The sequence below is a fragment of the Pseudarthrobacter sp. MM222 genome, from assembly GCF_947090775.1.
Classification (GTDB): domain Bacteria; phylum Actinomycetota; class Actinomycetes; order Actinomycetales; family Micrococcaceae; genus Arthrobacter.
The window spans coordinates 2,010,297-2,030,134 of record NZ_OX352321.1; the positions used below are offsets into that span (position 1 = coordinate 2,010,297).

At 67.8% G+C, this 19,838-nt stretch carries 19 protein-coding genes; 8 read left to right on the plus strand and 11 right to left on the minus strand.

The features are described from left to right. Positions 1-64: 64 nt before the first annotated feature. From OM977_RS09110 to OM977_RS09135, 6 genes are all read right to left on the minus strand, one after another. Positions 65-1,222, minus strand: coding sequence for an L-talarate/galactarate dehydratase (locus tag OM977_RS09110; RefSeq protein ID WP_264357160.1), 1,158 nt, complete (start codon positions 1,220-1,222; stop codon positions 65-67). Then, positions 1,216-2,514 carry a glucarate dehydratase family protein gene (locus OM977_RS09115; protein WP_264357161.1) on the minus strand — a complete coding sequence of 433 codons (1,299 nt, stop codon included), beginning with the start codon at positions 2,512-2,514 and terminating at the stop codon, positions 1,216-1,218. Before OM977_RS09115 ends, OM977_RS09110 begins: the two co-directional genes overlap by 7 nt. Positions 2,515-2,594: 80 nt before the next feature. Further along, positions 2,595-2,987 (minus strand): universal stress protein, encoded by a 393-nt coding sequence (locus OM977_RS09120; protein WP_264357162.1) that lies wholly within the window; start codon positions 2,985-2,987, stop codon positions 2,595-2,597. Continuing rightward, positions 2,984-4,516, minus strand: coding sequence for a tripartite tricarboxylate transporter permease (locus tag OM977_RS09125; protein ID WP_264357163.1), 1,533 nt, complete (start codon positions 4,514-4,516; stop codon positions 2,984-2,986). Before OM977_RS09125 ends, OM977_RS09120 begins: the two co-directional genes overlap by 4 nt. An 8-nt stretch (positions 4,517-4,524) precedes the next feature. Then, positions 4,525-5,106 carry a tripartite tricarboxylate transporter TctB family protein gene (locus OM977_RS09130; RefSeq protein ID WP_264357164.1) on the minus strand — a complete coding sequence of 194 codons (582 nt, stop codon included), beginning with the start codon at positions 5,104-5,106 and terminating at the stop codon, positions 4,525-4,527. Next, positions 5,103-6,119, minus strand: coding sequence for a tripartite tricarboxylate transporter substrate binding protein (locus tag OM977_RS09135; RefSeq protein ID WP_264357165.1), 1,017 nt, complete (start codon positions 6,117-6,119; stop codon positions 5,103-5,105). The genes OM977_RS09130 and OM977_RS09135 overlap by 4 nt, the downstream gene beginning before the upstream one ends. 148 nt (positions 6,120-6,267) lie before the next feature. Between OM977_RS09135 and OM977_RS09140 the strand changes: the two genes are divergently transcribed. Together OM977_RS09140 and hrpB are read left to right on the plus strand one after the other, a co-directional pair. After that, on the plus strand, positions 6,268-7,149 hold the full coding sequence (locus OM977_RS09140; protein ID WP_264357166.1) for a LysR family transcriptional regulator: 882 nt from the start codon (positions 6,268-6,270) through the stop codon (positions 7,147-7,149). A gap of 118 nt (positions 7,150-7,267) precedes the next feature. Beyond that, on the plus strand, positions 7,268-9,925 hold the full coding sequence (gene hrpB, locus OM977_RS09145) for an ATP-dependent helicase HrpB (protein WP_264357167.1): 2,658 nt from the start codon (positions 7,268-7,270) through the stop codon (positions 9,923-9,925). 5 nt (positions 9,926-9,930) lie between these two features. On the opposite strand, the gene OM977_RS09150 is transcribed toward hrpB, so the two are convergent. The 3 genes from OM977_RS09150 to OM977_RS09160 form a co-directional block, all read right to left on the minus strand. Next, positions 9,931-10,608 (minus strand): hypothetical protein, encoded by a 678-nt coding sequence (locus OM977_RS09150; RefSeq protein ID WP_264357168.1) that lies wholly within the window; start codon positions 10,606-10,608, stop codon positions 9,931-9,933. Between the two features lie 75 nt (positions 10,609-10,683). Beyond that, the gene (locus OM977_RS09155; RefSeq protein ID WP_264357169.1) at positions 10,684-11,367 is read right to left on the minus strand and encodes a class F sortase; all 684 of its coding nucleotides are present in this window, start codon (positions 11,365-11,367) and stop codon (positions 10,684-10,686) included. Between the two features lie 27 nt (positions 11,368-11,394). Next, entirely contained in the window at positions 11,395-12,177 is a 783-nt protein-coding gene (locus OM977_RS09160) for a hypothetical protein (RefSeq protein WP_264357170.1), read from the minus strand. A 184-nt stretch (positions 12,178-12,361) separates the two neighbouring features. Here OM977_RS09160 and OM977_RS09165 point away from each other — a divergent pair, with 184 nt between their 5' ends. Further along, a complete protein-coding gene (locus OM977_RS09165; protein ID WP_264357171.1) occupies positions 12,362-13,861 on the plus strand; it encodes an FAD-dependent oxidoreductase in 1,500 nt (499 codons plus the stop codon). A gap of 43 nt (positions 13,862-13,904) precedes the next feature. Here the strand turns inward: OM977_RS09165 and OM977_RS09170 are convergent, their stop codons facing one another. Both OM977_RS09170 and OM977_RS09175 read right to left on the minus strand, forming a co-directional pair. Continuing rightward, positions 13,905-14,183 carry a hypothetical protein gene (locus tag OM977_RS09170; protein ID WP_264357172.1) on the minus strand — a complete coding sequence of 93 codons (279 nt, stop codon included), beginning with the start codon at positions 14,181-14,183 and terminating at the stop codon, positions 13,905-13,907. A gap of 150 nt (positions 14,184-14,333) precedes the next feature. Further along, positions 14,334-14,684 (minus strand): LuxR family transcriptional regulator, encoded by a 351-nt coding sequence (locus OM977_RS09175; protein ID WP_264357173.1) that lies wholly within the window; start codon positions 14,682-14,684, stop codon positions 14,334-14,336. A 288-nt stretch (positions 14,685-14,972) separates the two neighbouring features. On the opposite strand from OM977_RS09175, the gene OM977_RS09180 reads away from it, so the two are divergent. The 5 genes from OM977_RS09180 to OM977_RS09200 all read left to right on the plus strand — a co-directional run bounded on the left by OM977_RS09180 (position 14,973) and on the right by OM977_RS09200 (position 19,799). Continuing rightward, positions 14,973-15,800 (plus strand): sigma-70 family RNA polymerase sigma factor, encoded by an 828-nt coding sequence (locus tag OM977_RS09180; RefSeq protein WP_333474014.1) that lies wholly within the window; start codon positions 14,973-14,975, stop codon positions 15,798-15,800. 108 nt (positions 15,801-15,908) lie between these two features. Next, on the plus strand, positions 15,909-16,460 hold the full coding sequence (locus tag OM977_RS09185) for a D-glycero-alpha-D-manno-heptose-1,7-bisphosphate 7-phosphatase (RefSeq protein WP_264357174.1): 552 nt from the start codon (positions 15,909-15,911) through the stop codon (positions 16,458-16,460). Then, positions 16,457-17,533, plus strand: a complete 1,077-nt coding sequence (locus OM977_RS09190; RefSeq protein WP_264357175.1) for a glycosyltransferase family 9 protein — start codon at positions 16,457-16,459, stop codon at positions 17,531-17,533. Before OM977_RS09185 ends, OM977_RS09190 begins: the two co-directional genes overlap by 4 nt. Continuing rightward, positions 17,530-18,546 carry a glycosyltransferase gene (locus tag OM977_RS09195; RefSeq protein WP_264357176.1) on the plus strand — a complete coding sequence of 339 codons (1,017 nt, stop codon included), beginning with the start codon at positions 17,530-17,532 and terminating at the stop codon, positions 18,544-18,546. The genes OM977_RS09190 and OM977_RS09195 overlap by 4 nt, the downstream gene beginning before the upstream one ends. Continuing rightward, positions 18,543-19,799, plus strand: coding sequence for a glycosyltransferase (locus OM977_RS09200; RefSeq protein WP_264357177.1), 1,257 nt, complete (start codon positions 18,543-18,545; stop codon positions 19,797-19,799). The genes OM977_RS09195 and OM977_RS09200 overlap by 4 nt, the downstream gene beginning before the upstream one ends. The last annotated feature ends 39 nt before the right edge of the window (positions 19,800-19,838 follow it).

A 19,838-nucleotide genomic window follows, 5' to 3' on the forward strand; every position in this document is an offset into this window, starting at 1 on the left:
CGATTTCAGCCTAGGCAGTAGTTCTATGTCTGTCTAAGCCTATTTGTGTATGGGTTGATACCCTTTAGGCATTGCTGAGTCGGGGTGTGAGCAGGCCGGTTTTCGTGAACATGTCTGTCTGGACCGTCCAGGACCGCGCCTGTTCGCTGATGCTGAATCCCAGACCAGGCCGCACGGGCACATGCATGCGCCCGCCGCGGATCTCCAGCCGCTCGTCGAAGAGCGGCTCCAGCCAGTCGAAGTGCTCCACCCACGCGTCCAGTTCATAGGCGGCGGACAGGTGGATGTGGATTTCCATGGCGAAGTGCGGCGCCATGTTCATCTTTGCCTGTTCTCCCAGCGCCATGATTCTCAGGAACGGTGTGATGCCACCGACCCTTGGAGCATCGGGCTGGATAATGTCCACGGCGCCCCGCCGGATGAGCTCGTAGTGGTCGGCGGTACTCGTCAGCATTTCGCCAGTGGCGATGGGAGTTGCGAGCTGGCGGGCGAGCTCGGCGTGGCCGTCGGCATCGTAGGCATCCAGCGGCTCCTCGATCCAGGTCAGTCCGTGTTCCTCAAGGGCGAGCCCCATGCGGATTGCCGTGGTGCGGTTCCACTGCTGGTTGACGTCGACCATCAGCGGGACGTCTTCGCCAAGGGCCGACCGGACGGCGGCCACGCGGCTGAGGTCCAGCCGCCTGTCGGGCTGGCCGACTTTAATTTTGATCCCGCCGATGCCGGCGGCGAGCGACGCCTGTGCGTCGGCGATCAGCTCATCGATGGGCGTGGAGAGGTATCCGCCCGAGGTGTTGTAGCAGGGAACGGAGTCCCGGTGTGCGCCGAGAAGCTGCGCCAATGGCAGGCGGGCGCGCTTGGCCTTCAGGTCCCACAGCGCGACGTCGAAGGCGGCTACCGCCTGGGCGGTGACCCCGCTGCGGCCCACCGACTGCCCCAGCCAGGCCAGCTTGCTCCAGATCCGCTGGATGTCGTTGGGGTTCTCGCCAATCAGCTCGGGAGCGAGTTCCCGGGCGTGGGCGTAGAGGGCCGGCGCCCCTGCCCGCAAGGCATAGCTGTAGCCGACGCCTTCGTGGCCCTCCTCGGACTGGATCTCCGCGAACAGGAACGCCACCTCTGAGAGCGGCTTCTGCTTACCGGTAAGTACCTTCGCGTCACTGGCCGGCTTCTGCAGGGGAAGGATCACCAGCGACACTTTTACTGACGTGATGCGGTCATTCACCATCGCGGGGTGACCAGCTCGTAGTCGGGGTGCAGGCTCTGCATGTAGCCGGTGTCGTCCCGGTTGAGCATGCCGGACGAAAGGTATTGCTCGTGCAGCCGGGCCAGTGCGTCCCGGTCCAGTTCAATGCCCAGGCCGGGGGCGGTGGGGACTGCCACGGCTCCGTTGCTGAAAACCAGGGGGCCGGGGGCGATGACGTCCTCGGACGGATCCTTCCAGGGCCAGTGCGTATCGCAGGCATAGTCCAGGTTGGGGGTAGCCGCCGCGAGATGGACCATGGCGGCCAGACTGATGCCCAGGTGCGAGTTGGAGTGCATCGAAAGTCCGAGGCCGAATGTTTCGGTGATGCCGGCCAACGACTGCGACCTGCGCAGCCCTCCCCAGAAGTGGTGGTCGGAGAGGATGACGTCCACGGCTCCCGCGGCAACTGCTGGCGCCACTTCTCCGAAGCTGACGACGCACATGTTGGTGGCAAGCGGCATGGAAACGTTCCGGCGCACTTCAGCCATCCCCGGTATGCCGGGGGTGGGGTCCTCCAGGTATTCCAGCACGCCGTCCAGCGCCGTGCCGACCTTGATCGAAGTTTCCACGTTCCAGGCGCCGTTGGGGTCCAGGCGCAGCGGAACATCCGGGAACGCGTCCCGAAGGGCGCGGATTGCGTCGATCTCCTGGTCGGGGGGAAACACGCCTCCCTTAAGCTTGAGGGCGGTGAAGCCGTAGTCGGTGATCATCCGTTTGGCCTGCGCGACGATGGACGAGGGATCCAGGGCAGCCCCCCACGAGTCCTCCTCGTGTCCGGGATGTCCCGCCCACTTGTAGAAGAGGTAGCCGCTGAACGCTATTTCGTCCCGGACGGCGCCGCCAAGCAGGTCGCTCACCGGCCGGCCGAGGATCTTTCCCTGGATGTCCAGGGCCGCGACGTCGAAGGGGGACAGAACCCGATCCGGCGTGCTGGAACCCGTCACCATCCCGGACATCCCGTGCCCGCCGACGCTGGTGTCAGCGGTGAGCGCAACGACGACCCGTCGGCGCATGTCGTTGATATTGAAGACGTCTGCGCCGGCCAAGGCCCCTGCGGCAAGCCTGAGGCGTTCGAGGTGGGGGGCGTCTCCGTAGGTCTCGCCGAGTCCCAGGATCCCGCTGTCGGTCATCACCTCCACGATCGCCCGCAGCGCGAATGGTTCGTGCACTCCCACGGCGTTCAGGAGCGGGGGATCCTTGAAGGCCACCGGGGTTATGACAATGTCCTTGATCCGGTGCTGGCCGGCTGCCGGGGGCTGAAGTGGTACGTTCACTGGCTTGTAACTCCTCGATTGGGGCGAAGGCGGATTCGCCTTCCCGGGCCGCGGCGACACGGCCAGAAAGGCACACACTGCTACTGCGACTTGACGGCGAGAACGGGGCGGTCGGCCTGCAGCAGGATTCGCTGCGAATGACTGCCGAGAATGAACTTCCCGACCTGGGACCTGCGGCGGAGTCCGATCACGATTAGGGAAGCATCGATTTCGTCGGCAATGTCGATGAATTCATCGGTCAGGTCGTCCGTGTGCCCCGGCTGGCGGATCATGGCCGCCACTCCGGCGTCCTTGGCGCGCTTGACCAGGGCGGCGACCTGTTCGGCCGAGGCGAGGGCGGCGTCGACGGGTGCGCCCTTGCGCGGCGAATTGAGAATGACGATGCTTTCGTTGCGGAGCCTGCCCTCGGCGATTCCGGCGTCCAGGGCGGCCTCACCTTCGGGGGTGGGCACGTAGCCGATCAGAATGGTCATACTGTTTCCTTTTCTTTTTGCGGTGCCTTGTCCAGGGTCTTGGCGGCCCGGGACTTCTTGAAGGCCTTCTGGATGACAGGCAGCAGTACGACCAGCACGAAGAGGAGCAGGAGCACTCCCGAGATGGGCCGGGTGACAAAGCCGGCGGCGTCTCCTGCGAAGAGGAGCAGGGAGCGCCGCAGGTTCTCCTCAAGCAACGATCCGAGCACAAAAGCCAGAACCAGCGGGCCGGGCTCGAAGCCGAACTTCTTCATGAGGTAGCCAACGACGCCGAAGGCGATGACCAGCCAGATATCGAAGATGCTGTTGTTGATCGTGTAGACACCGATCAGGGTGATGAGGACCGTGATGGGTGCCAGGATGGCGGCGCGGATCCGGAGAATTTTGACGAAGACACCGACCAGCGGAATGCTCATGATCAGCAGCAGGATATTTCCGATGTACATCGAGTTGACGACGCCCCAGAAGAGCTCCGGATTGTCCTGGACCAGCTGGGGTCCGGGGGTGACTCCTTGGATGAGCAGCGCGCCAAAAATGATCGCCATGGTGGCGTTGGCGGGGATGCCCAGGGTCAGGAGCGGGATGAACGACGACGTAGCCGCCGCGTTGTTCGCACTTTCCGGTGCGGCGACACCTTCAACGGCGCCCCGGCCGAACCGCTCAGGGTTCTTGGCGCGCTTCTTCTCCATGGCATAGGCGGCCAGGGAAGCGATTGTGGCACCGCCGCCGGGCAGGATTCCCAGGAAGAATCCCAGCAGCGAGCCCCGGCCGATGGCTCCGGAGGATTCCTTCAGGTCTTTGCGCGATGGCCAGACGTTGGCCACCTTGGCAGGCGCCTGCACCTTGTTGTGGCGCTCCTCCAAGTTGTAGAGAATTTCGCCGAGCCCGAAGATGCCCATGGCGATGGGGACGAAGTCCAGGCCGTCCGAGAGGGAGAGGCTTCCAAAGGTGAATCGGGATTCACCCGTGAAGCCATCCCGGCCCACGGTGGCCAGAAGCAACCCGAGGGAAGCGGCGATGATCGATTTGATTTTGCTGCCGTTGCTCACCGTGGCGACGAGGAGGATGCCCAGCATGGCGAGGGCGGTGTACTCGGGCGGTCCGAAGCTGAGGGCGAAGCCGGCAACGATCGGCGCCAGCAGTGTCAATCCGATGATGGATACGGTTCCGCCGAAGAAGGAACCGATGGCCGCTATCCCAAGGGCTGTTCCGGCCCGGCCTTGCCGGGCCAGGGCATAGCCGTCAAAGACGGTAACCACAGAGGACGCTTCGCCGGGCAGCCTAAGCAGGACGGAAGTGATGGTGCCGCCATACTGGGCGCCGTAGAAGATGCCGGAAAGCATGATGATGGCAGTCACCGGTTCCACGCCGTACGTCAACGGCAGGAGGATGGCGATGGTTGCCGCCGGGCCCAGGCCGGGGAGAACACCAATGAGCATCCCGATGACGACGCCGATGAGGCAATACAGCAGGTTCGTTGGTTCCAGCACGACGCCGAATCCGTTGAGAACTGGTCCGAAAATGTCCATGATTTTCCCTAGAAAAGGTGGGGGATAGGCACGCTGAGTGCCACGACGAAGATCAGGTAGAAGGCGCCGGTGACGATCACGCTGAGGAGCGTCGACATCCGCCAGGTTTCCTTCCCAAGGAACCTGAGCCAGAAGAACGTGAGGAGCAGCGTCGGGATCTCAAAGCCGGTCAGACCTATCACCAGAACGAATCCGATCAGGGTCCCCACACCGGCGGCGACCTGCCAGCTGGAGGACGAGAAGGCCTCTGCATCCAGGGTCTTGCGTCCGAACAGCAGCAGGGACACGGACAGAGCCGCCATCACCAGACTGATGATGAGTGGCCACATTCCGGCTTCCGGCCGTTCCGGGGTGCCGATGCCCATGGACAGCGACAGCGCAACCCCCGCAAAGCCGAGCGCGGCCGTGACGACGCCGGCCGCCACGTTGGCCAGGGGGCCGGCATGCGGGGGCCGTTCCTCGTCCCATTCGGCGGCCAGCTGCTCCGCCGTCAGCGGCTCGGCGGGATCGGCTTCAGGGAATTCGCTGACGGCAGCACCTGATGGAACCGCAGTGCCCGGGGGAGCGTCCTGCCGGGAGCTTGACGTCACTTGCCGCCGCCCAGGTCAACATCGTACTTCTGTGCGAGCTCCTTGAACTTGGCCGCATCCGCCGCCCAGTCCTGGGCAACCTTTGCCCCGTCGTGTTCGGCAGCCGTAAACAGGTTCTGCTTGTTGAACGCCTTGTACGCCTCGGACGCAAAGGCGGTCTTGAACGCTGCCCGCAGTTTCTCGAGGACAGGCTCGGGAGTCCCCTTCGGCGCCGCAACGGCCCTGAACTGCGAAACCGGAACGTCATAGCCCGCTTCGATGGCCGTCGGGGTGTCGGCCAGGTACTGGTTGCGTTCCTTGGAGAAGACAACCACCGGGTTGAGCTTGCCCGCCTTGATCTGCGGCATGGCTTCGGCCAGCTGGATGGTCGCCACGTCAACCTGGTTGCCCAGGAGGGCAGTCATGGCGGGAGCGCCGCCGTCGAACGGCACATCGGTGCCTTCGATTTCGGCCTGTTTGAACAGCAAGGCCTGGGCGAGCTGGCTGCCGGTGCCGACGCCGGTGGTGGCGAAGTTGAATTTCTTGCCCGCCTTGGTCAGGTCCTCCATGGTCTTCATCCCGGAGTTGGCATTCGTGACCAGCACGTAGTCGTCCTGCGAAATTCCGGTGATGACCTCGTAGTCCTCGATCTTGACTGCCTCGTTGGCGGACACAGCAAGCGGAGTGATGGCGAACAGCGAAGCGTTCAGGATGACGAGCGTCTGGCCATCCGCCTTGGCGCTGCCTACTTCCTTGGTGGCCAGCGCGCCGTTGGCGCCCGGCTTGTTGACGACCGGGATCGGTGCGCCCAGGCCAGCGCTGGCGTTTTCGGCCAATGCGCGCCCGATCAGGTCGGTGCTGCCGCCAGGCGCTGCCCCGATGGTGAGGGTGACGGGGCCAGCGGGGTACTTGCTGGCGTCGGTGGGCGCATTGGTGCTGGCAACGTTGCCGCCGCAGGCCGTCAAGGCCAGCGCGAGCGCGAAGCTGGTCGCGGTTCCCAAAGCGGCCCGGCGGCTGAAGGTGGTCTTGGTCATGAAGATTCTCCTTTGAATGTTCGCCATATCTGGCGGAACCTTGAAATCCGTGAGTTCCGTCACTAGGTCGGCCCTTCCTGAACACTAGAGCGCCCCCGCTATGCCTGTCCAAGACGATTACTGCATAGCGTGATACGGTTTGGGTATTATGTATTCCCTGGACCAACTGCGAGGCTTTGTCGCCGTCGCCGAAGAACTTCACTTCGGGCGGGCGGCAGCACGGTTGAATATGACCCAGCCGCCGCTCAGCCGTCAGATCCAGAAGCTTGAGAAGTCGATCGGTGTGCAGCTGTTTGAGCGGGACAACCGCGGCGTCGCTTTGACGGCCGCCGGATCAGTCTTTCTCGCCGACGCCGTCAAACTTCTCGAACTGGCCGAAGCCGCTCCCAGCCTGGCCCGCCGGGTGTCGTCGGGTTCTGCGGGCTCCGTGCGGATCGGGTTCACCGCCGCGTCGACGTTCGGCCTGCTGGGCGCGCTCCTGAACGAAATCTCCGGCGCGCTTCCTGACGTTGAGATCGACCTGCGCGAGATGGTCACCAAGGATCAGACGGCGTCGCTGATCACGGGCGAAATCGACCTCGGACTGGCTCGACCGCCATTTGACGAGGACCTGTTCGACTCACGCCTGCTGTACAGGGAACCGATCATGGTGGCGGTTCCCCTGGGCCACCGTCTGACGCTCCTGGACCGTCCGGTGACCGCCGAGGATCTGCAGGGCGAAGATCTGATCATGCACTCTCCCACCCAGGCCCGGTACTTCTACGATCTCGTGATCAGCCTGGTGTCGTCGCACCGCACCTTTGTCCATACGGTGAGCCAGATCCTCACGATGATCTTCCTCGTGGCCGCCGGCCGGGGGGTCGCCCTGGTTCCGCAGTCCGCAACGGTGCTGGGAATCGAAGGGGTGGAATACATCGAGCTGGGCGGTCTGGAGACGGACCCAGTGGAGTTGCATGCGATCTGGCGTCGAAACGCCCGCAACCCTGCCCTGCATCGCGTGCTTGATCTGATCACGGGGTCTGCCGAATAGACGGCTCCCGTCAGCAGTGGCCCGTCTGAGCTCGCCGGAAGCCTGCGAATTCGCCGCAACGTTACGGCGAACCCGCTCGTTTCCGGCGACCTGGCCCTCCTCGCGCCACAATGGAGTCGTGACTTCCGCCCCCGTCCCAGTGGACCCTCTCCTTGCCAGCGGACCGTTCGATCTGCGTGCCATCGGAACCGGTCTGACTTTTGCTGCCTCCCTGGGCGAGCTGGCGGCCGCGCTGCGGTTGGCAGGCATGGGCGGCTCGGCCGTGGTGCAGGCACCTCCGGGTACGGGCAAGACGACGCTGGTCCCGCCGCTGCTGGCCAATATTGCCGCCGCTCCGCAGGGGACGCGGCTGCCGGACGCTGGTTCCCGGCCGCGGGTGGTGGTCACGCAGCCCCGGCGGGTCGCGGTCCGCTCGGCCGCCCGACGCCTGGCCGGCCTCGACGGCAGCCGGCTCGGGGACCGCGTCGGCTACACGGTCCGGGGGGAGCGCCAGACGGGCCCGGGAACCCTGATCGAGTTCGTTACCCCCGGCATCCTGCTGAACAGGCTCCTCACGGATCCGGGACTGGAGTCCACCGGTGTTGTCATCCTTGACGAAGTCCACGAGCGGGGGCTGGAAACGGACCTGCTCGTCGGAATGCTCGGCGAAGTCCGGCAGTTGCGCGGCGACCTCACCCTTATCGCAATGTCCGCCACCCTGGACGCCGTGCGCTTCGCCCGCCTCATCGGAGAGTACGACGGCGGCCCGGCACCGGTCGTCGACTGTCCGTCCGCGCTCCACCCGCTGGAGGTCGAATGGGCTCCCGCGGCTGCGCCCAGGCTGGACGAACGCGGGGTGACACGGGCCTTCCTCGACCACGTGGCGGACACGGCCGCGGCCTCGCACGCCGCCGCCCGGGCATCCGGACAGGACCTCGACGCCCTGGTCTTCGTTCCGGGGGCCCGGGAAGTTTCCTACGTGGCCGCACGCCTTCGCGGAGGGACGGCTCCGGAGGTCCTGGAACTGCACGGTCAGTCCGGACCGGCCGAGCAGGACCGCGCCGTTTCGGGGCGCGCGCCGGGCGCGCCGGCGCGGATCATCGTCTCCACGGGCCTCGCCGAATCCTCGCTCACGGTGCCCGGAGTCCGGCTGGTCATCGACGCCGGGCTCTCCCGGGAGCCTCGCCGCGACGCCGGCCGCGGCATGTCCGGACTGGTGACCGTGTCCTGCTCCCGGGCCTCGGCAGACCAGCGGGCCGGGCGCGCCGCCCGCCAAGGGCCCGGCAAAGTCGTGCGCTGCTACGACCAGCGGACGTTTGGCGCCGCGCCCGCGCACCAGACCCCGGAGATCGCCGTCGCGGACCTGACGGCCGCCGCGCTGACGCTCGCCTGCTGGGGATCGCCGGGTGGCCGGGGACTGGCCCTACCGGACGCGCCGCCTCCGGCGGCGATGGCGGATGCCGTGGACGTGCTGCGGGAACTCGGCGCGGTGGACCAGGACGGCCACGCCACGGATCTGGGCCGCACGCTGGCCCGGATTCCGGCGGACCCGCGGCTGGCCCGGGCCCTGCTGGACGGTGCCGCCGCCGTCGGGCCGCGCGCGGCGGCCGAGGCAGTGGCCCTCGTAGCCGGAGACCAGCGCGCCCCCGGCGCGGATCTTCCGCGGCTGCTGGCGGCGCTGCGGGCGGGGAGGGAACCGGCATCCCGGCGGTGGGCGGAGGACGTGCGGCGGATGAAGGCGATCGCCCGAGAGGAGAAATCCGGCCTCGTTCCCTCGGTCCTGCCCTCCCAGCTGGCGTCGGCTAAGGCTTTTGGTTTCGTGGTGGCTCTCGCGTTCCCGGACCGCGTAGCGCGCCGTGTCCCGGGCGAAGGGCCGGAGAGGTACCTCCTCTCGTCCGGGACCCGGGCCGGGCTGCCGGCCGGGAGTTCGCTCGCCGGGCATGAGTGGCTCGCGGTGGCCGAAGTGTCCCGCGCGCAGGGGCGGGATGCCGCCGGGACCGGCGCCGTGATCCGTTCCGCCGCGCCGCTGACGGCCGACGCCGCGGAGGCCGCCGCCGGGCAGCTGCTCACTGACGCCGTGGAGGCGCGGTTCAGCCAGGGCCGGGTGACGGCCCGGAGGGAACGCAGGCTGGGCGCCATCGTGCTGTCCTCCACACCGGTCCGGCCGTCCGTGCAAGAAGGACGCCCGGCGGTGGCCGCCGCGCTGGTGCGGGACGGGCTGGGAGTGATCGGCTGGTCGACGGCGGCGGAGGCCTTGCGGCGGCGCCTGGCCCTGCTGCACCGGGAACGCGGGGAGCCCTGGCCGGATGTCTCCGAGCCGGCGTTGCTGGCAAGGCTGCAGGAGTGGCTGGCCCCGGAACTTGAGGCCCTGGCCGGCGGTGCAGCCACCGGCGGAATCGACCTGGCCGAGCCGCTGCGGCGGTTGCTGCCCTGGCCGGAGGCGTCGCGGCTGGACGAGCTGGCGCCGGAGCGGCTCGAAGTGCCCAGCGGTTCCCGGATCAGAATCGACTACCCGGACGTGGAAGATGAGGCCGGCAGGCCCGTCGTTGCGGTCAAACTGCAGGAGTGCTTCGGCTGGGACCGGACGCCGCGGCTGGTGGGCGGGGCGGTGCCGGTGCTGTTCCACCTGCTCTCGCCGGCGCGGCGGCCGCTGGCCGTGACCGACGATTTGGCGTCCTTCTGGTCCGGGCCGTATGCGCAGGTCCGTGCGGAAATGCGGGGCCGCTACCCCCGGCATCCCTGGCCGGAGGACCCATGGACTGCCCCCGCGACGGCCAGGACCAAGAACCGGATGTGATTCGCCTAGCTGCAGGCGCCCTTGCGCACCTCCAGTTCAAGGTTCTGGAGGGCCGAATAGTCGCGTTCAATGGCTGAGTACTTCACCTCAACGTTCCGGGCTGTGCCGGTCTGGGCAGCCGCGGCGACGGCAACATCGACGATGAGGTCAAGGTGCGCTCCCGGGCGGACCTCGTAGCCGGCAGCGGGGCCGGGTTCGCTGGGCGGGGTTCTGTCGGCTCCAGGGGCGTCAGACGTAGGCGCCGCACTTGTGTGACCGGCGTGTCCGGAGGTGGCCGGGGCCGGTGCGGGCGCGGCCGCTGCGGTACCGGGTCCGGGGGCGGTGCCGTGGTTGCCGTGCCCGGCGCGGTTCGCGGGGGCGGCTTGGGCAGACGTGATGGACAGGGACTCGGGCTGGACCAGGGTGACGCTGTTGATTGTGAAAGAGGAGCCGGTGGTGTTGTGGATCAGGATCGCGAACCGGGAGAATCCTCCCGGGGTTTGCTGGGCGCAGATCTTCGCCTGCTCCCCAGTGATGGCCAGCGGATCCGGACCCGTAACCTCGGCGACAAGGGCGTCACTCACGCTCGTGCCGGCCATGCCGGGGCTCGGTGCCGGGTCGACGGCGGAGCCGACTCCGCAGCCGCTCAGGAGCAACAACGCGGCCGCGCCGCCGAAGAGGATCCTGCCGGTTCTGCCAAGCATGGTGCTCTCTTTCCGTAGTTCCGGTCCTGGTTTCGGGGTCTATCAAGCCAGGACGTGAGGTTCTGGCTGGATGGATTACGACTTGAGCTTTGCGAAGATGACGTAGTTGTCATTGAACAGTCCAGTTGACGGGTCGTAGCCGTCGCAGGTGATCAGCCGGAGTTCCGGGCCGGGGGTGTTGCCATAAACCTCCAGGGTGGGGAAGGCGTCCTTGCTGTACGCAGCCGCCCGGTCCATCGTGAAGATGGCGGTGCTCCCGTCGGTCCGCAGCACGCTGATCTCGGCGCCGACGCGCAAGGCACGGAGCCCGGCGAACACGCCCGGACCGCCGCCGACGGCGTTCACATGGCCAAGCAGGACTGCCGGGCCGCGTTCACCGGGGGAGGGAGACCCGGAATACCAGCCGGCCGGAGCCCCCGGCCCATCGGGCGGTACCTCGAGGGACTCGTTCTCCCGCAAACCAAGCTTCACCAATTCCGAACCGGCGCGAATCTCCGGAATGCTCAGGCTCACCGGATCGGAGGCCGGCAGGGCGGCCGGGGATCCGATGGCAGGGGCAGCCGGTATCGGCGCTGCCGTTGTCGGGGCGGCCGAAGCCGCTAGGCTCGAGGCGCTCGACTGCCCGGCGGACGACGCCGGTGGCGCACCGCCCGCGCTGGGTTCGGGGCCCGGGTTGCCGGCACAGCCGCTCAGGAGGAGCAGCCCCGCCGCCGCGGAGGCCAGGAGGCCTGCGCGGCGGCGGGGAGCGATTACAGTCATGATCCCAGTCCAGTCGGCCGGAATGGCTTAGGCTGCGCGGGCGGCGGTCCGGCGACGGACAACGTAGGTTCCACCGGCGAGTGCGGCCAGTACGAGACCGCCGCCCAGCGCCAGGGCCCCGGCGTCGGCACCACCCGTGGTGTCCTGCGCGACGCCGGTGTCGGCGCCGCCGACCGGCATGGACATCTGGCTCACGGCGAGCGTGCCGCAGAGGGCGGGGGAGGTGGCGGCCAGCGGCAGGCTCGGCTCGAGGTCACTCTTAGCGGCCTGGGCGGCGGCCGTCAGGGTTGCCGGGTCCAGTCCGTGTACCACCACTACGGCGGTGCCGGCCTCGAGGGCCGCCTTGGTCTCGGGGCTGAGGTCAAAGGTCCGGTCAATGGTGTAGCTGCCGCCCATGCCGGCCAGGGTCAGATCCAGGCCTGCCGCTGGGCTGGTGTCCCCGCTGGTGGACAACGTGGTGCCGATGGCGCCGTAGGAGGGTGCCCCCTCGGTGGTCGAAATGACGCCGTCGCCGCTTGTGTCGGCGGCCGGTGCCGGGCAGACGCCCTTGGCTCCGCCGTGGATGTGCTGGACGTGCGGGTACGGTGCGTTCATAAACGTTTCCGGCAGACCGGAGACCTTCAGGACTGCGTGGGCCTTGTCTCCGGTGACATCAACGGTGATGGTGCCGGCGGCCTTGCTGCCGTTCAGCTGGGCGAGGGTGGACTGGTAGTGCTCGCTGCCGTCGTGGGCCATGGCGGGTGCGCCTGCCAGGGCAAGGGCGCCGAGGGCCAATGTGGGGACTGCGAGGAATCGAAGCGTGTTCTTCATGAGAAAGTACTCCTGCTGCTAATAAGTGATAGCTATCTTCCCGGAGGGAACACCAGTACTTCGTCGTGGCGCAGCAGGCGGATTGGCCCCGGTGGGAGATATCCCTTGACGGGTAGCCCGGGTCCGGCTCCAGAATGAACTGGCACACGTCCTTCGGTAACGAAGAGGAAGAAGGGGACCGATCATGACGTCACTCTGGCTCGACACTGCGGAGGTCATTCCGACGGATCCGTTGACTCCGGATTCCCGCTACGACGCGGTGGTGGTGGGGGCGGGGATCACCGGGCTGTCCACCGCCCTGCTCCTCGCCCGCTCGGGTATGAGGGTGGCCGTTCTGGAGGCAAGGACGGTAGGTGCCGGGACCACCGGCAACACCACGGCCAAGCTCAGCCTGCTGCAAGGCACTGTGCTCTCCGCCCTGCGCCGCCAGTACCCGCAAAAGGTGGTCAACGCCTACGTGGAGGCCAACCGGGAAGGCCAGGCCTGGTTGCTCCGGTTCCTGGCGGAGCGGGAAGTCCCCTTCCAGGAACGGGACGCTTACACGTTTTCGGTGACGGAGGCCGGCGCCGAAAAGGTGGCGGCGGAACTGACCGTGGCCAAGGCGGCGGGCCTGGATGTCGAGGAAGCCGCGGACACCGGGTTGCCCTTCGCCACGCGCCGGACAATCGTCCTCCGGAGGCAGGCACAGTTCAATCCGATGGACGTGCTGGGTGCCCTCGCCGGCGACTTCAGGGACCGCGGCGGCGTGCTGGTCCAGGGCGTCCGCGTCCTGAACGTGAGGACCGGGGCGGACGCCGCCGTCGAAACGGACGCCGGCACCATCCACGCCGACCTTGTGGTGCTGGCCACCGGCGTTCCGATTCTGGACCGGGGACTCTATTTTGCAAAGCTGAAGGCATCGCAGTCCTACGCCGCGGCCGTCCGGCTGCCGGACCCGGCCGCCATACCTTCCGGCATGTACCTCTCGGCGGAGAAGCCAGGCCGCTCGCTACGCAGCTACCCGGCCGGCGCGGGGGAACTGCTGGTGGTGGGCGGCAACGGACACCAGGTCGGCCGGGAGCCGTCGCCGCGGCGCCGCCTCGATGAGCTGCTGGACTGGGCCCAGTATCACTTCCCCGGGGCGGAGGTCACGCACTCCTGGTCCGGCGAGGACTACCAGGCCACCAACCTGATGCCCTTTATTGGCAAACTCCCTCGCGGCGGCGGAAAGATCTACTTCGCGACCGGCTACAACAAGTGGGGGATGAGCAACGGCATCGCGGCCGGCCTGGATATCAGCGCCCAGATCCTGGGCGGAAATCTGCACTGGGCGCGCACCATCCACCGTCGGGTCACGTCGCCGGCCGGTGCCGCGGCGGCCATCACGCTGAACGCCGATGTGGCCAAGACCCTGGCAGTGAGCTGGGCGAAAGCCGAACTGGCCGGCCCCGAAGCTGGAACCCCCACCGTCCCGGCCGACGGCGAGGGAACGGTGGTGCGGCAGGACCGCAAACCCGTGGCAGTGTCCACCGTCGACGGCGTCACCTGCAGGGTGTCCGCTGTCTGCACCCACCTCGGCGGGCTCGTGAGCTGGAACGACGCCGAGCGGAGCTGGGATTGCCCGCTGCACGGCTCGCGTTTCTCCCCCTCGGGGGAGGTCCTGCAAGGGCCCGCCACCCGGAACCTCCCGGATGCGGGAAAATAGTGGAACCTGCCGCCGCGGCTCTGCAGCCGCACCAGATCTGCAGCTAAATCAGATCGGGCTGGCTGCTCAGGATGTAGTCCACGGCCGCCGGACCCGTCATGTGCAGGTGCGGGCAGATGAACCTCGAGTCGACGAAATGCCGCCGTATCCCGAGTTCCCGCATCGCTTTCCAGAACAGGCCGGCCGGCGCCGGGTCGGTGTCCTGAAGGACGCACCAGCTCGTGTAAATGCCATAAAGCTCGTCCTCCGTCAGGCCCTCGTCGGCCTCGCTGCGGGTGCAGGTGCAGGCTTCGAGGAAACGGCTAAAAAGCAAAGATTCCATGCTGGACTCACAAGGTTTGATGACCGGTCCGCCGTCTGCATCAGCGGTGATGGAGCCTTGGTCCCGGAAGAGCGGAACGGGTTCTGAAGCGAATTTAGGCCCTTTGCGGGTGGTTGTCCAGAGGTCTGTTTGCCGGTACCGAAGCCACGATCAGCTGTCCGCCCGGCGGGGCCCCTTCGACGACGGCCCGGCACCCCCGCGCCGCCGCCACACGATCACGGCTGCGAGGAGAGCCGCAAGAACGACGGCCCCGATCACGTACGGCGCATAGTCGACCCGGGTCTCCTTCGCCTCGCCCGTTTCGCCGGTCCCGGGGTCCACAGGTCCCGTTGGGGAGGCGGAATCGGTGGGCGTGGCGCTGCCTGCGGTAGCGGCGGATAGGCTGTGGAAGCTCAAAGGCTGGCTGTTCTCTGCGGACGCGGCACTGGCAGCGCCGGCGTTCAGCAGGGCGCCGACGCACAGAGCTATTGCCGCCAGGGCAATCATCAGGATCCGGTGCATCTGTCTCTCCTCAGCGGTGGTGCAGTTCTCATGGGTGCCAACACTCCGACACGGGTAGCAGGGGCCTGTCACGGCCTGCAGATCCGTTCCGCGAACGCGGCTGGTCCCGTCTAAAAACACTAAGGCTGCTGATTACCTGTGTCCAGCGGCCGCCACACGATTTTGGAAAACCAGCGCCGTCCTGAAGAAGGGGCCCAGGGCCATTGTGCAAGAGGCTGGCCTGTGGTTCGCTTCTCCTAAGTCTTGCCGCAGGCTTTGGATGCACCAGGTTTAAAGGAACGACCCATCATGGCAGAACTCCAGCAGTCGCCATCCTTGGATCCGCGTAATGCGCCCGACGTCCCTCCAGACAGGCTCCCCATGGGACGGGCCCCGGCAGGCCAGATCCGGCAAGCCTTCGAAAGCAGGCTGGTTCTGGACCATTTAGAGCTGGCAGAGGCGCTGGCGTCGCGCTTCGCGGGCCGTGGCCGGGAACGCGAAGATCTCAACCAGGTCGCCTACCTGGGGTTGATCAAAGCGGCCCGGGGGTTTGATGACAACCGGGGGGTCGGTTTCACGGCGTATGCCGCTCCCACCATCACCGGCGAACTCAAGCGCTACTTGCGGGACCGCTGCTGGGTGGTGAGACCGCCCCGACGTATTCAGGATCTACGAACCGAGATCCTGCGCTCGGAGCCGGAACTGACCCAGCTACTGGGGCACCGGCCGACGGCGGCTGAATTGGCGCGGCGACTGGATGTCCCCGAAACCGTGATACGCGAAGCAGCGGCAGCCGGCTCCAGCCTCCGCCCTGATTCGCTCGACGTCATCGACAACGGCGACGGCCGCCCGGCCCTTGCCGACGCGCTGGCCTCGCAGGACCTCCCACTCGAGCGGCTGGAGGAACTCATGTGCCTCGACCAGGCAATCCGGGAACTCTCGAACGACGACCGGGAGCTGCTCTACCGGCGCTATTTCTGCGAAGAAAGCCAGGCGGAGTTGGGCAGGAGGTTCGGCGTGTCGCAGATGCAGGTCTCACGCCGGCTTTCGAAAGTGCTGGTGCGGCTCCAGCAACTGCTGACGGCGGCGGACGCGCAAAGGGATCCGGGCGAGCAAACGGCTTCCATCACCTCCTGAGCCGGAAGGGCCCGTCCCCGCGTTCCTGAGTCCTGGTCGGCATGCGGGTTTGCAAGATGTTCGGCTCCCGGGTGTTTAGCCGGGACCCGAACGGGGAACAAGGTGGGTATGGGAAGTTCTGGTTTTCCGTCCTTGCGTGCTGTCCTGTTCGACAGGGACGGCACGCTGGTCCATGACGTTCCCTACAACGGCGATCCCGGGCGGGTGCGGATAATGCCGTACGCCCGCGAATCCCTGCAGAAATTGCGGGCCCGGGGCATTGCCACCGGGGTGCTGAGCAATCAGTCCGGCATCGGCCGGGGCATCCTCAGGGTCGACGAGGTGCTGGCCGTCAACCGCCGGGTGGAGGAACTGCTGGGCCCCTTCGACGTCTGGGACTTCTGCCCGCATCTGCCAGAGGACCTCTGCAGCTGCCGGAAGCCGGCGCCCGGCATGATCGTCACAGCTTGCCGCCGGCTGGGCATCGCGCCGGGGGACGCCGCCTACATCGGGGACATCGGCAGCGACCTTGCGGCCGCTGAGGCGGCGGGAGCGCGGGGCGTGCTGGTGCCGACGCCGGTGACCCGCGCAGCAGAAGTGGATGCTGCCCCCGAGGTTGCTGCGCATCTCGCCGCCGCCGTGGAGCTGCTCCTCCAAGAACCCGCCGGGTCCGGCTCGTGACGGCCGTCCTGGTGGCCCGGCTGGACAGCGTCGGCGATGTGCTGCTGGCGGGTCCCGCCATCCGGGCAGTCGCCCACGGCCGGCGGTCCGACGGCGCCGAGCCGAACGACGTCGTCGTGCTGTGTGGGCCGCAAGGGGAACCGGCAGCATCGCTCCTGCCCGGCGTCACCGAGGTCTACAGCTGGCGGTGCCCGTGGATCGTCAAGCCGGCGCCTCCGGTGGAGCAAGAGCAGCTGGACGCACTGCGGAGCTTTATAACCCATTCCCGGATCACCGAAGCGGTTCTCCTGACGTCCTTCCACCAGTCGCCGCTACCCCTGGCCCTGCTGTTGCGGCTGGCCGGCGTCGGCCGGATCACCGGTGTGTCCACGGACTATGCCGGCAGCCTCCTGGACGTCCGCCTGCGGCCCGGCGAGGACCTTGCCGAAGACCAGCCTGAGGCGGAACGCGCACTTGCGATTGCCTCCGCAGCAGGCTTTCCGCTGCCGCCCGGTGATGACGGCCGGCTCAGGGTCACCGGTTACCCGGATGTTCGAGAGCTGGTGGGCGAAGAACCGTACATTGTGGTCCATCCCGGCGCCTCCGCCCCTGCCCGGGCCTGGCCGGCTTTGCACCATGCCGCCGCTGTGGAGCTCCTCGAGGGCGCCGGGCACCGGGTGGTCGTGACCGGAGGACCCGGGGAAACCAAGCTCACGGCAACGGTCGCCGGGCCCTCTGCGGTGGACCTTGGCGGCCGCACCGACCTGAAGACCCTTGCCGGCGTCCTTGCCCACGCCGAGGTGCTGGTCACCGGAAATACCGGCCCGGCGCATCTGGCCGCCGCGCTCGGGACACCGGTGGCCTGCCTCTTCTCACCGGTGGTGCCGGCAATCAGGTGGGCTCCCTACGGAGTGCCGCTGGAACTTCTTGGTGATCAGGCCGCTCCCTGCAGGCATACCCGGGCCACCGAGTGCCCCGTGCCCGGGCACCCGTGCCTGGCGTCAGTTGGCCCGGAGCAGCTGGTGGAGGCCGTGGAACGGCTGATCAGCGGCGTCGCCTCGCTGTCCACCCGCCGAAAGGTGCGGCACCCATGAGAATTCTGCTGTGGCATCTGCATGGGGGCTGGACGGACTCCTTTGTCCGGGGACCGCACGAATATCTGCTCCCGGCACTTCCCGCCGGCGGTCCCTGGGGGATGGGCCGTGCGGGCCGGAACTGGCCGGATTCGGTCCGGGAGGTGGGCCTGGACACGGTCGAACCGGACAGCGTGGACGCCGTCGTGCTGCAGCGGCCGGAGGAGCTCGCGGAGGTTGCCCGGGCACTGGGCCGCCGGCCCGGCAAAGACCTGCCGGCCGTGTACCTGGAGCACAACACCCCCAAGGGCGGCGTTCCGAACGCGGTGCACCCGCTCGCGGACCAGCAGGCCATCCCGATTGTTCATGTCACGCACTTCAACGAGCTGTTCTGGGACAACGGCGCGGCCCCGACGTTGGTCATTGAACACGGCGTCCCCGATCCCGGGCACCTGTACACCGGCGACATCCCGGAACTGGCGGCCGTGGTCAACGAACCCGTGCGGCGCGGCCGGGTCACGGGCACCGACCTGCTGGGCCGTTTCGCGGCAGCAGCGCCGCTGCAGATGTTCGGCATGGGCGGCGCCGGCCTGCGGGAGGCGACGGGGCTGCCGGCCTCGCGGCTCACCATCCGCGGGGATCTGCCCACAGCTGAGCTGCACCGCGAACTGGCCCGCTGCCGGGTGTACATCCATCCGCTTCGCTGGACATCCCTGGGCCTGGCCTTGTTGGAGGCGATGCACCTCGGGATGCCCGTCGTCGTCCTGGGAACCACCGAAGCTGCCCGGGCCGTGCTGCCGGAAGCCGGTGCCATATCCACCAGCGTCGATGAACTCGTGCGCAGCGCCGCGACCCTCGTCCACGACCCGGACGAGGCCCGGCGCCGGGGAAACGTCGCCCGGCGGGTTGCCCTTGAACGCTACGGACTCGAGGCCTTCCTGCAGGCTTGGGATGCCCTGCTTGACGAGCTCGCCGCCCGGCGCTTCCGGACGGGCCGGATTCTGATTCCATCGCAGGAAGGGAAGAGCCAGTGAGGATAGCCATGGTTTCGGAGCACGCCAGTCCCCTGGCCGCCCTGGGTGGAGTGGACGCAGGCGGCCAAAACGTCCACGTGGCGGCGCTTTCGACGTCCCTGGCCCGGCGCGGGCACCACGTCACCGTGTACACCCGGCGGGACTCGGCCGGGCTGCCGCGGCGCGTGCGGATCCTGCCGCAACTGGACGTGGTCCACGTCGACGCCGGCCCGGCACGCCATGTGCCCAAGGACCAGCTTCTGCCGTTTATGGGCGAACTGGCGGACGGCATCTCGCGGGACTGGCAGCGCCGCCCGCCCGACGTGGTCCATGGCCATTTCTGGATGTCAGGCGTAGCCGCCCTCGACGCCGCCCGCCGCGGGCCCTCGGGCGCCCACGTGCCCGTGGTGCAGACGTTCCACGCACTGGGAACGGTCAAGCGCCGCCACCAGGGCGCCGAGGACACCAGCCCCCCGGAGCGGCAATGGCTGGAGCCGTCCGTGGGCAGATCGGTGGACCGGATCATCGCCACGTGTTCGGACGAGGTCTTTGAACTCAAGGCCATGGGGATCGATACGGCCCGGATCTCCGTCGCCCCCTGCGGAGTGGACCTCGAACTGTTCTCCGGCGCAGGCCCGGCGGAGCCCCGGAGCCGCGCCCACCGCGTCCTTTCCGTGGGACGCCTGGTTCCGCGGAAGGGCGTCGATCTGGTGATCCAGGCGCTGCCGGCCCTACGGGACGCCGGCTTCGACGTCGAGCTCCTGATCGTCGGCGGCGGCGGGGACGCCGCGGCACTGGCGGACGACGCCGAAGCACACCGCCTGCTGGACGTCGCCACTGAATTGGGCGTGCAGGACCGCGTCAGCTTTCGCGGCCAGGTGCCCCGGGACGCGATGCCGGCCCTCTTCCGCAGCGCGGACGCCGTGGTGTGCGCGCCGTGGTACGAACCTTTCGGCATCGTGCCGCTGGAAGCCATGGCTTGCGGCGTGCCGGTGGTGGTGGCGGCTGTCGGCGGGTTGCGCGACACCGTGGTCCATCAGAGGACCGGGCTGCACGTGCCGCCGAAGGATCCGGCAGCTATCGCGGCCGCGCTCGCCGCACTGCTGGCGGACCCAGCCCTGCGCCGGGCCCTGGGCGGCGCCGGCGAGGCACGCGCCAGGACCCGCTACTCCTGGGCGCGGGTTGCCGCCGAAACGGAGAGGGCGTATCTGCAGACCCTGGCCGCGGGCGCTGATACCCAACGGTTTGATGCCGTGGAAGGAGCAGTGCTGTGACTCCCGAATCACCCCTGAATGACGCCGCAGCCCAGCTCC

What these genes read in the sequence shown, in the direction of transcription:
- OM977_RS09160 (WP_264357170.1), bottom strand. Translation starts at nt 12,177, where the DNA reads ATGAAGAACACGCTTCGATTCCTCGCAGTCCCCACATTGGCCCTCGGC.
- OM977_RS09140 (WP_264357166.1), top strand. Translation starts at nt 6,268, where the DNA reads ATGTATTCCCTGGACCAACTGCGAGGCTTTGTCGCCGTCGCCGAAGAA.
- OM977_RS09180 (WP_333474014.1), top strand. Translation starts at nt 14,973, where the DNA reads ATGGCAGAACTCCAGCAGTCGCCATCCTTGGATCCGCGTAATGCGCCC.
- OM977_RS09120 (WP_264357162.1), bottom strand. Translation starts at nt 2,987, where the DNA reads ATGACCATTCTGATCGGCTACGTGCCCACCCCCGAAGGTGAGGCCGCC.
- OM977_RS09165 (WP_264357171.1), top strand. Translation starts at nt 12,362, where the DNA reads ATGACGTCACTCTGGCTCGACACTGCGGAGGTCATTCCGACGGATCCG.
- OM977_RS09135 (WP_264357165.1), bottom strand. Translation starts at nt 6,119, where the DNA reads ATGACCAAGACCACCTTCAGCCGCCGGGCCGCTTTGGGAACCGCGACC.
- OM977_RS09150 (WP_264357168.1), bottom strand. Translation starts at nt 10,608, where the DNA reads ATGCTTGGCAGAACCGGCAGGATCCTCTTCGGCGGCGCGGCCGCGTTG.
- OM977_RS09170 (WP_264357172.1), bottom strand. Translation starts at nt 14,183, where the DNA reads ATGGAATCTTTGCTTTTTAGCCGTTTCCTCGAAGCCTGCACCTGCACC.
- OM977_RS09195 (WP_264357176.1), top strand. Translation starts at nt 17,530, where the DNA reads ATGAGAATTCTGCTGTGGCATCTGCATGGGGGCTGGACGGACTCCTTT.
- OM977_RS09110 (WP_264357160.1), bottom strand. Translation starts at nt 1,222, where the DNA reads ATGGTGAATGACCGCATCACGTCAGTAAAAGTGTCGCTGGTGATCCTT.
- OM977_RS09155 (WP_264357169.1), bottom strand. Translation starts at nt 11,367, where the DNA reads ATGACTGTAATCGCTCCCCGCCGCCGCGCAGGCCTCCTGGCCTCCGCG.
- OM977_RS09125 (WP_264357163.1), bottom strand. Translation starts at nt 4,516, where the DNA reads ATGGACATTTTCGGACCAGTTCTCAACGGATTCGGCGTCGTGCTGGAA.
- OM977_RS09185 (WP_264357174.1), top strand. Translation starts at nt 15,909, where the DNA reads ATGGGAAGTTCTGGTTTTCCGTCCTTGCGTGCTGTCCTGTTCGACAGG.
- OM977_RS09175 (WP_264357173.1), bottom strand. Translation starts at nt 14,684, where the DNA reads ATGCACCGGATCCTGATGATTGCCCTGGCGGCAATAGCTCTGTGCGTC.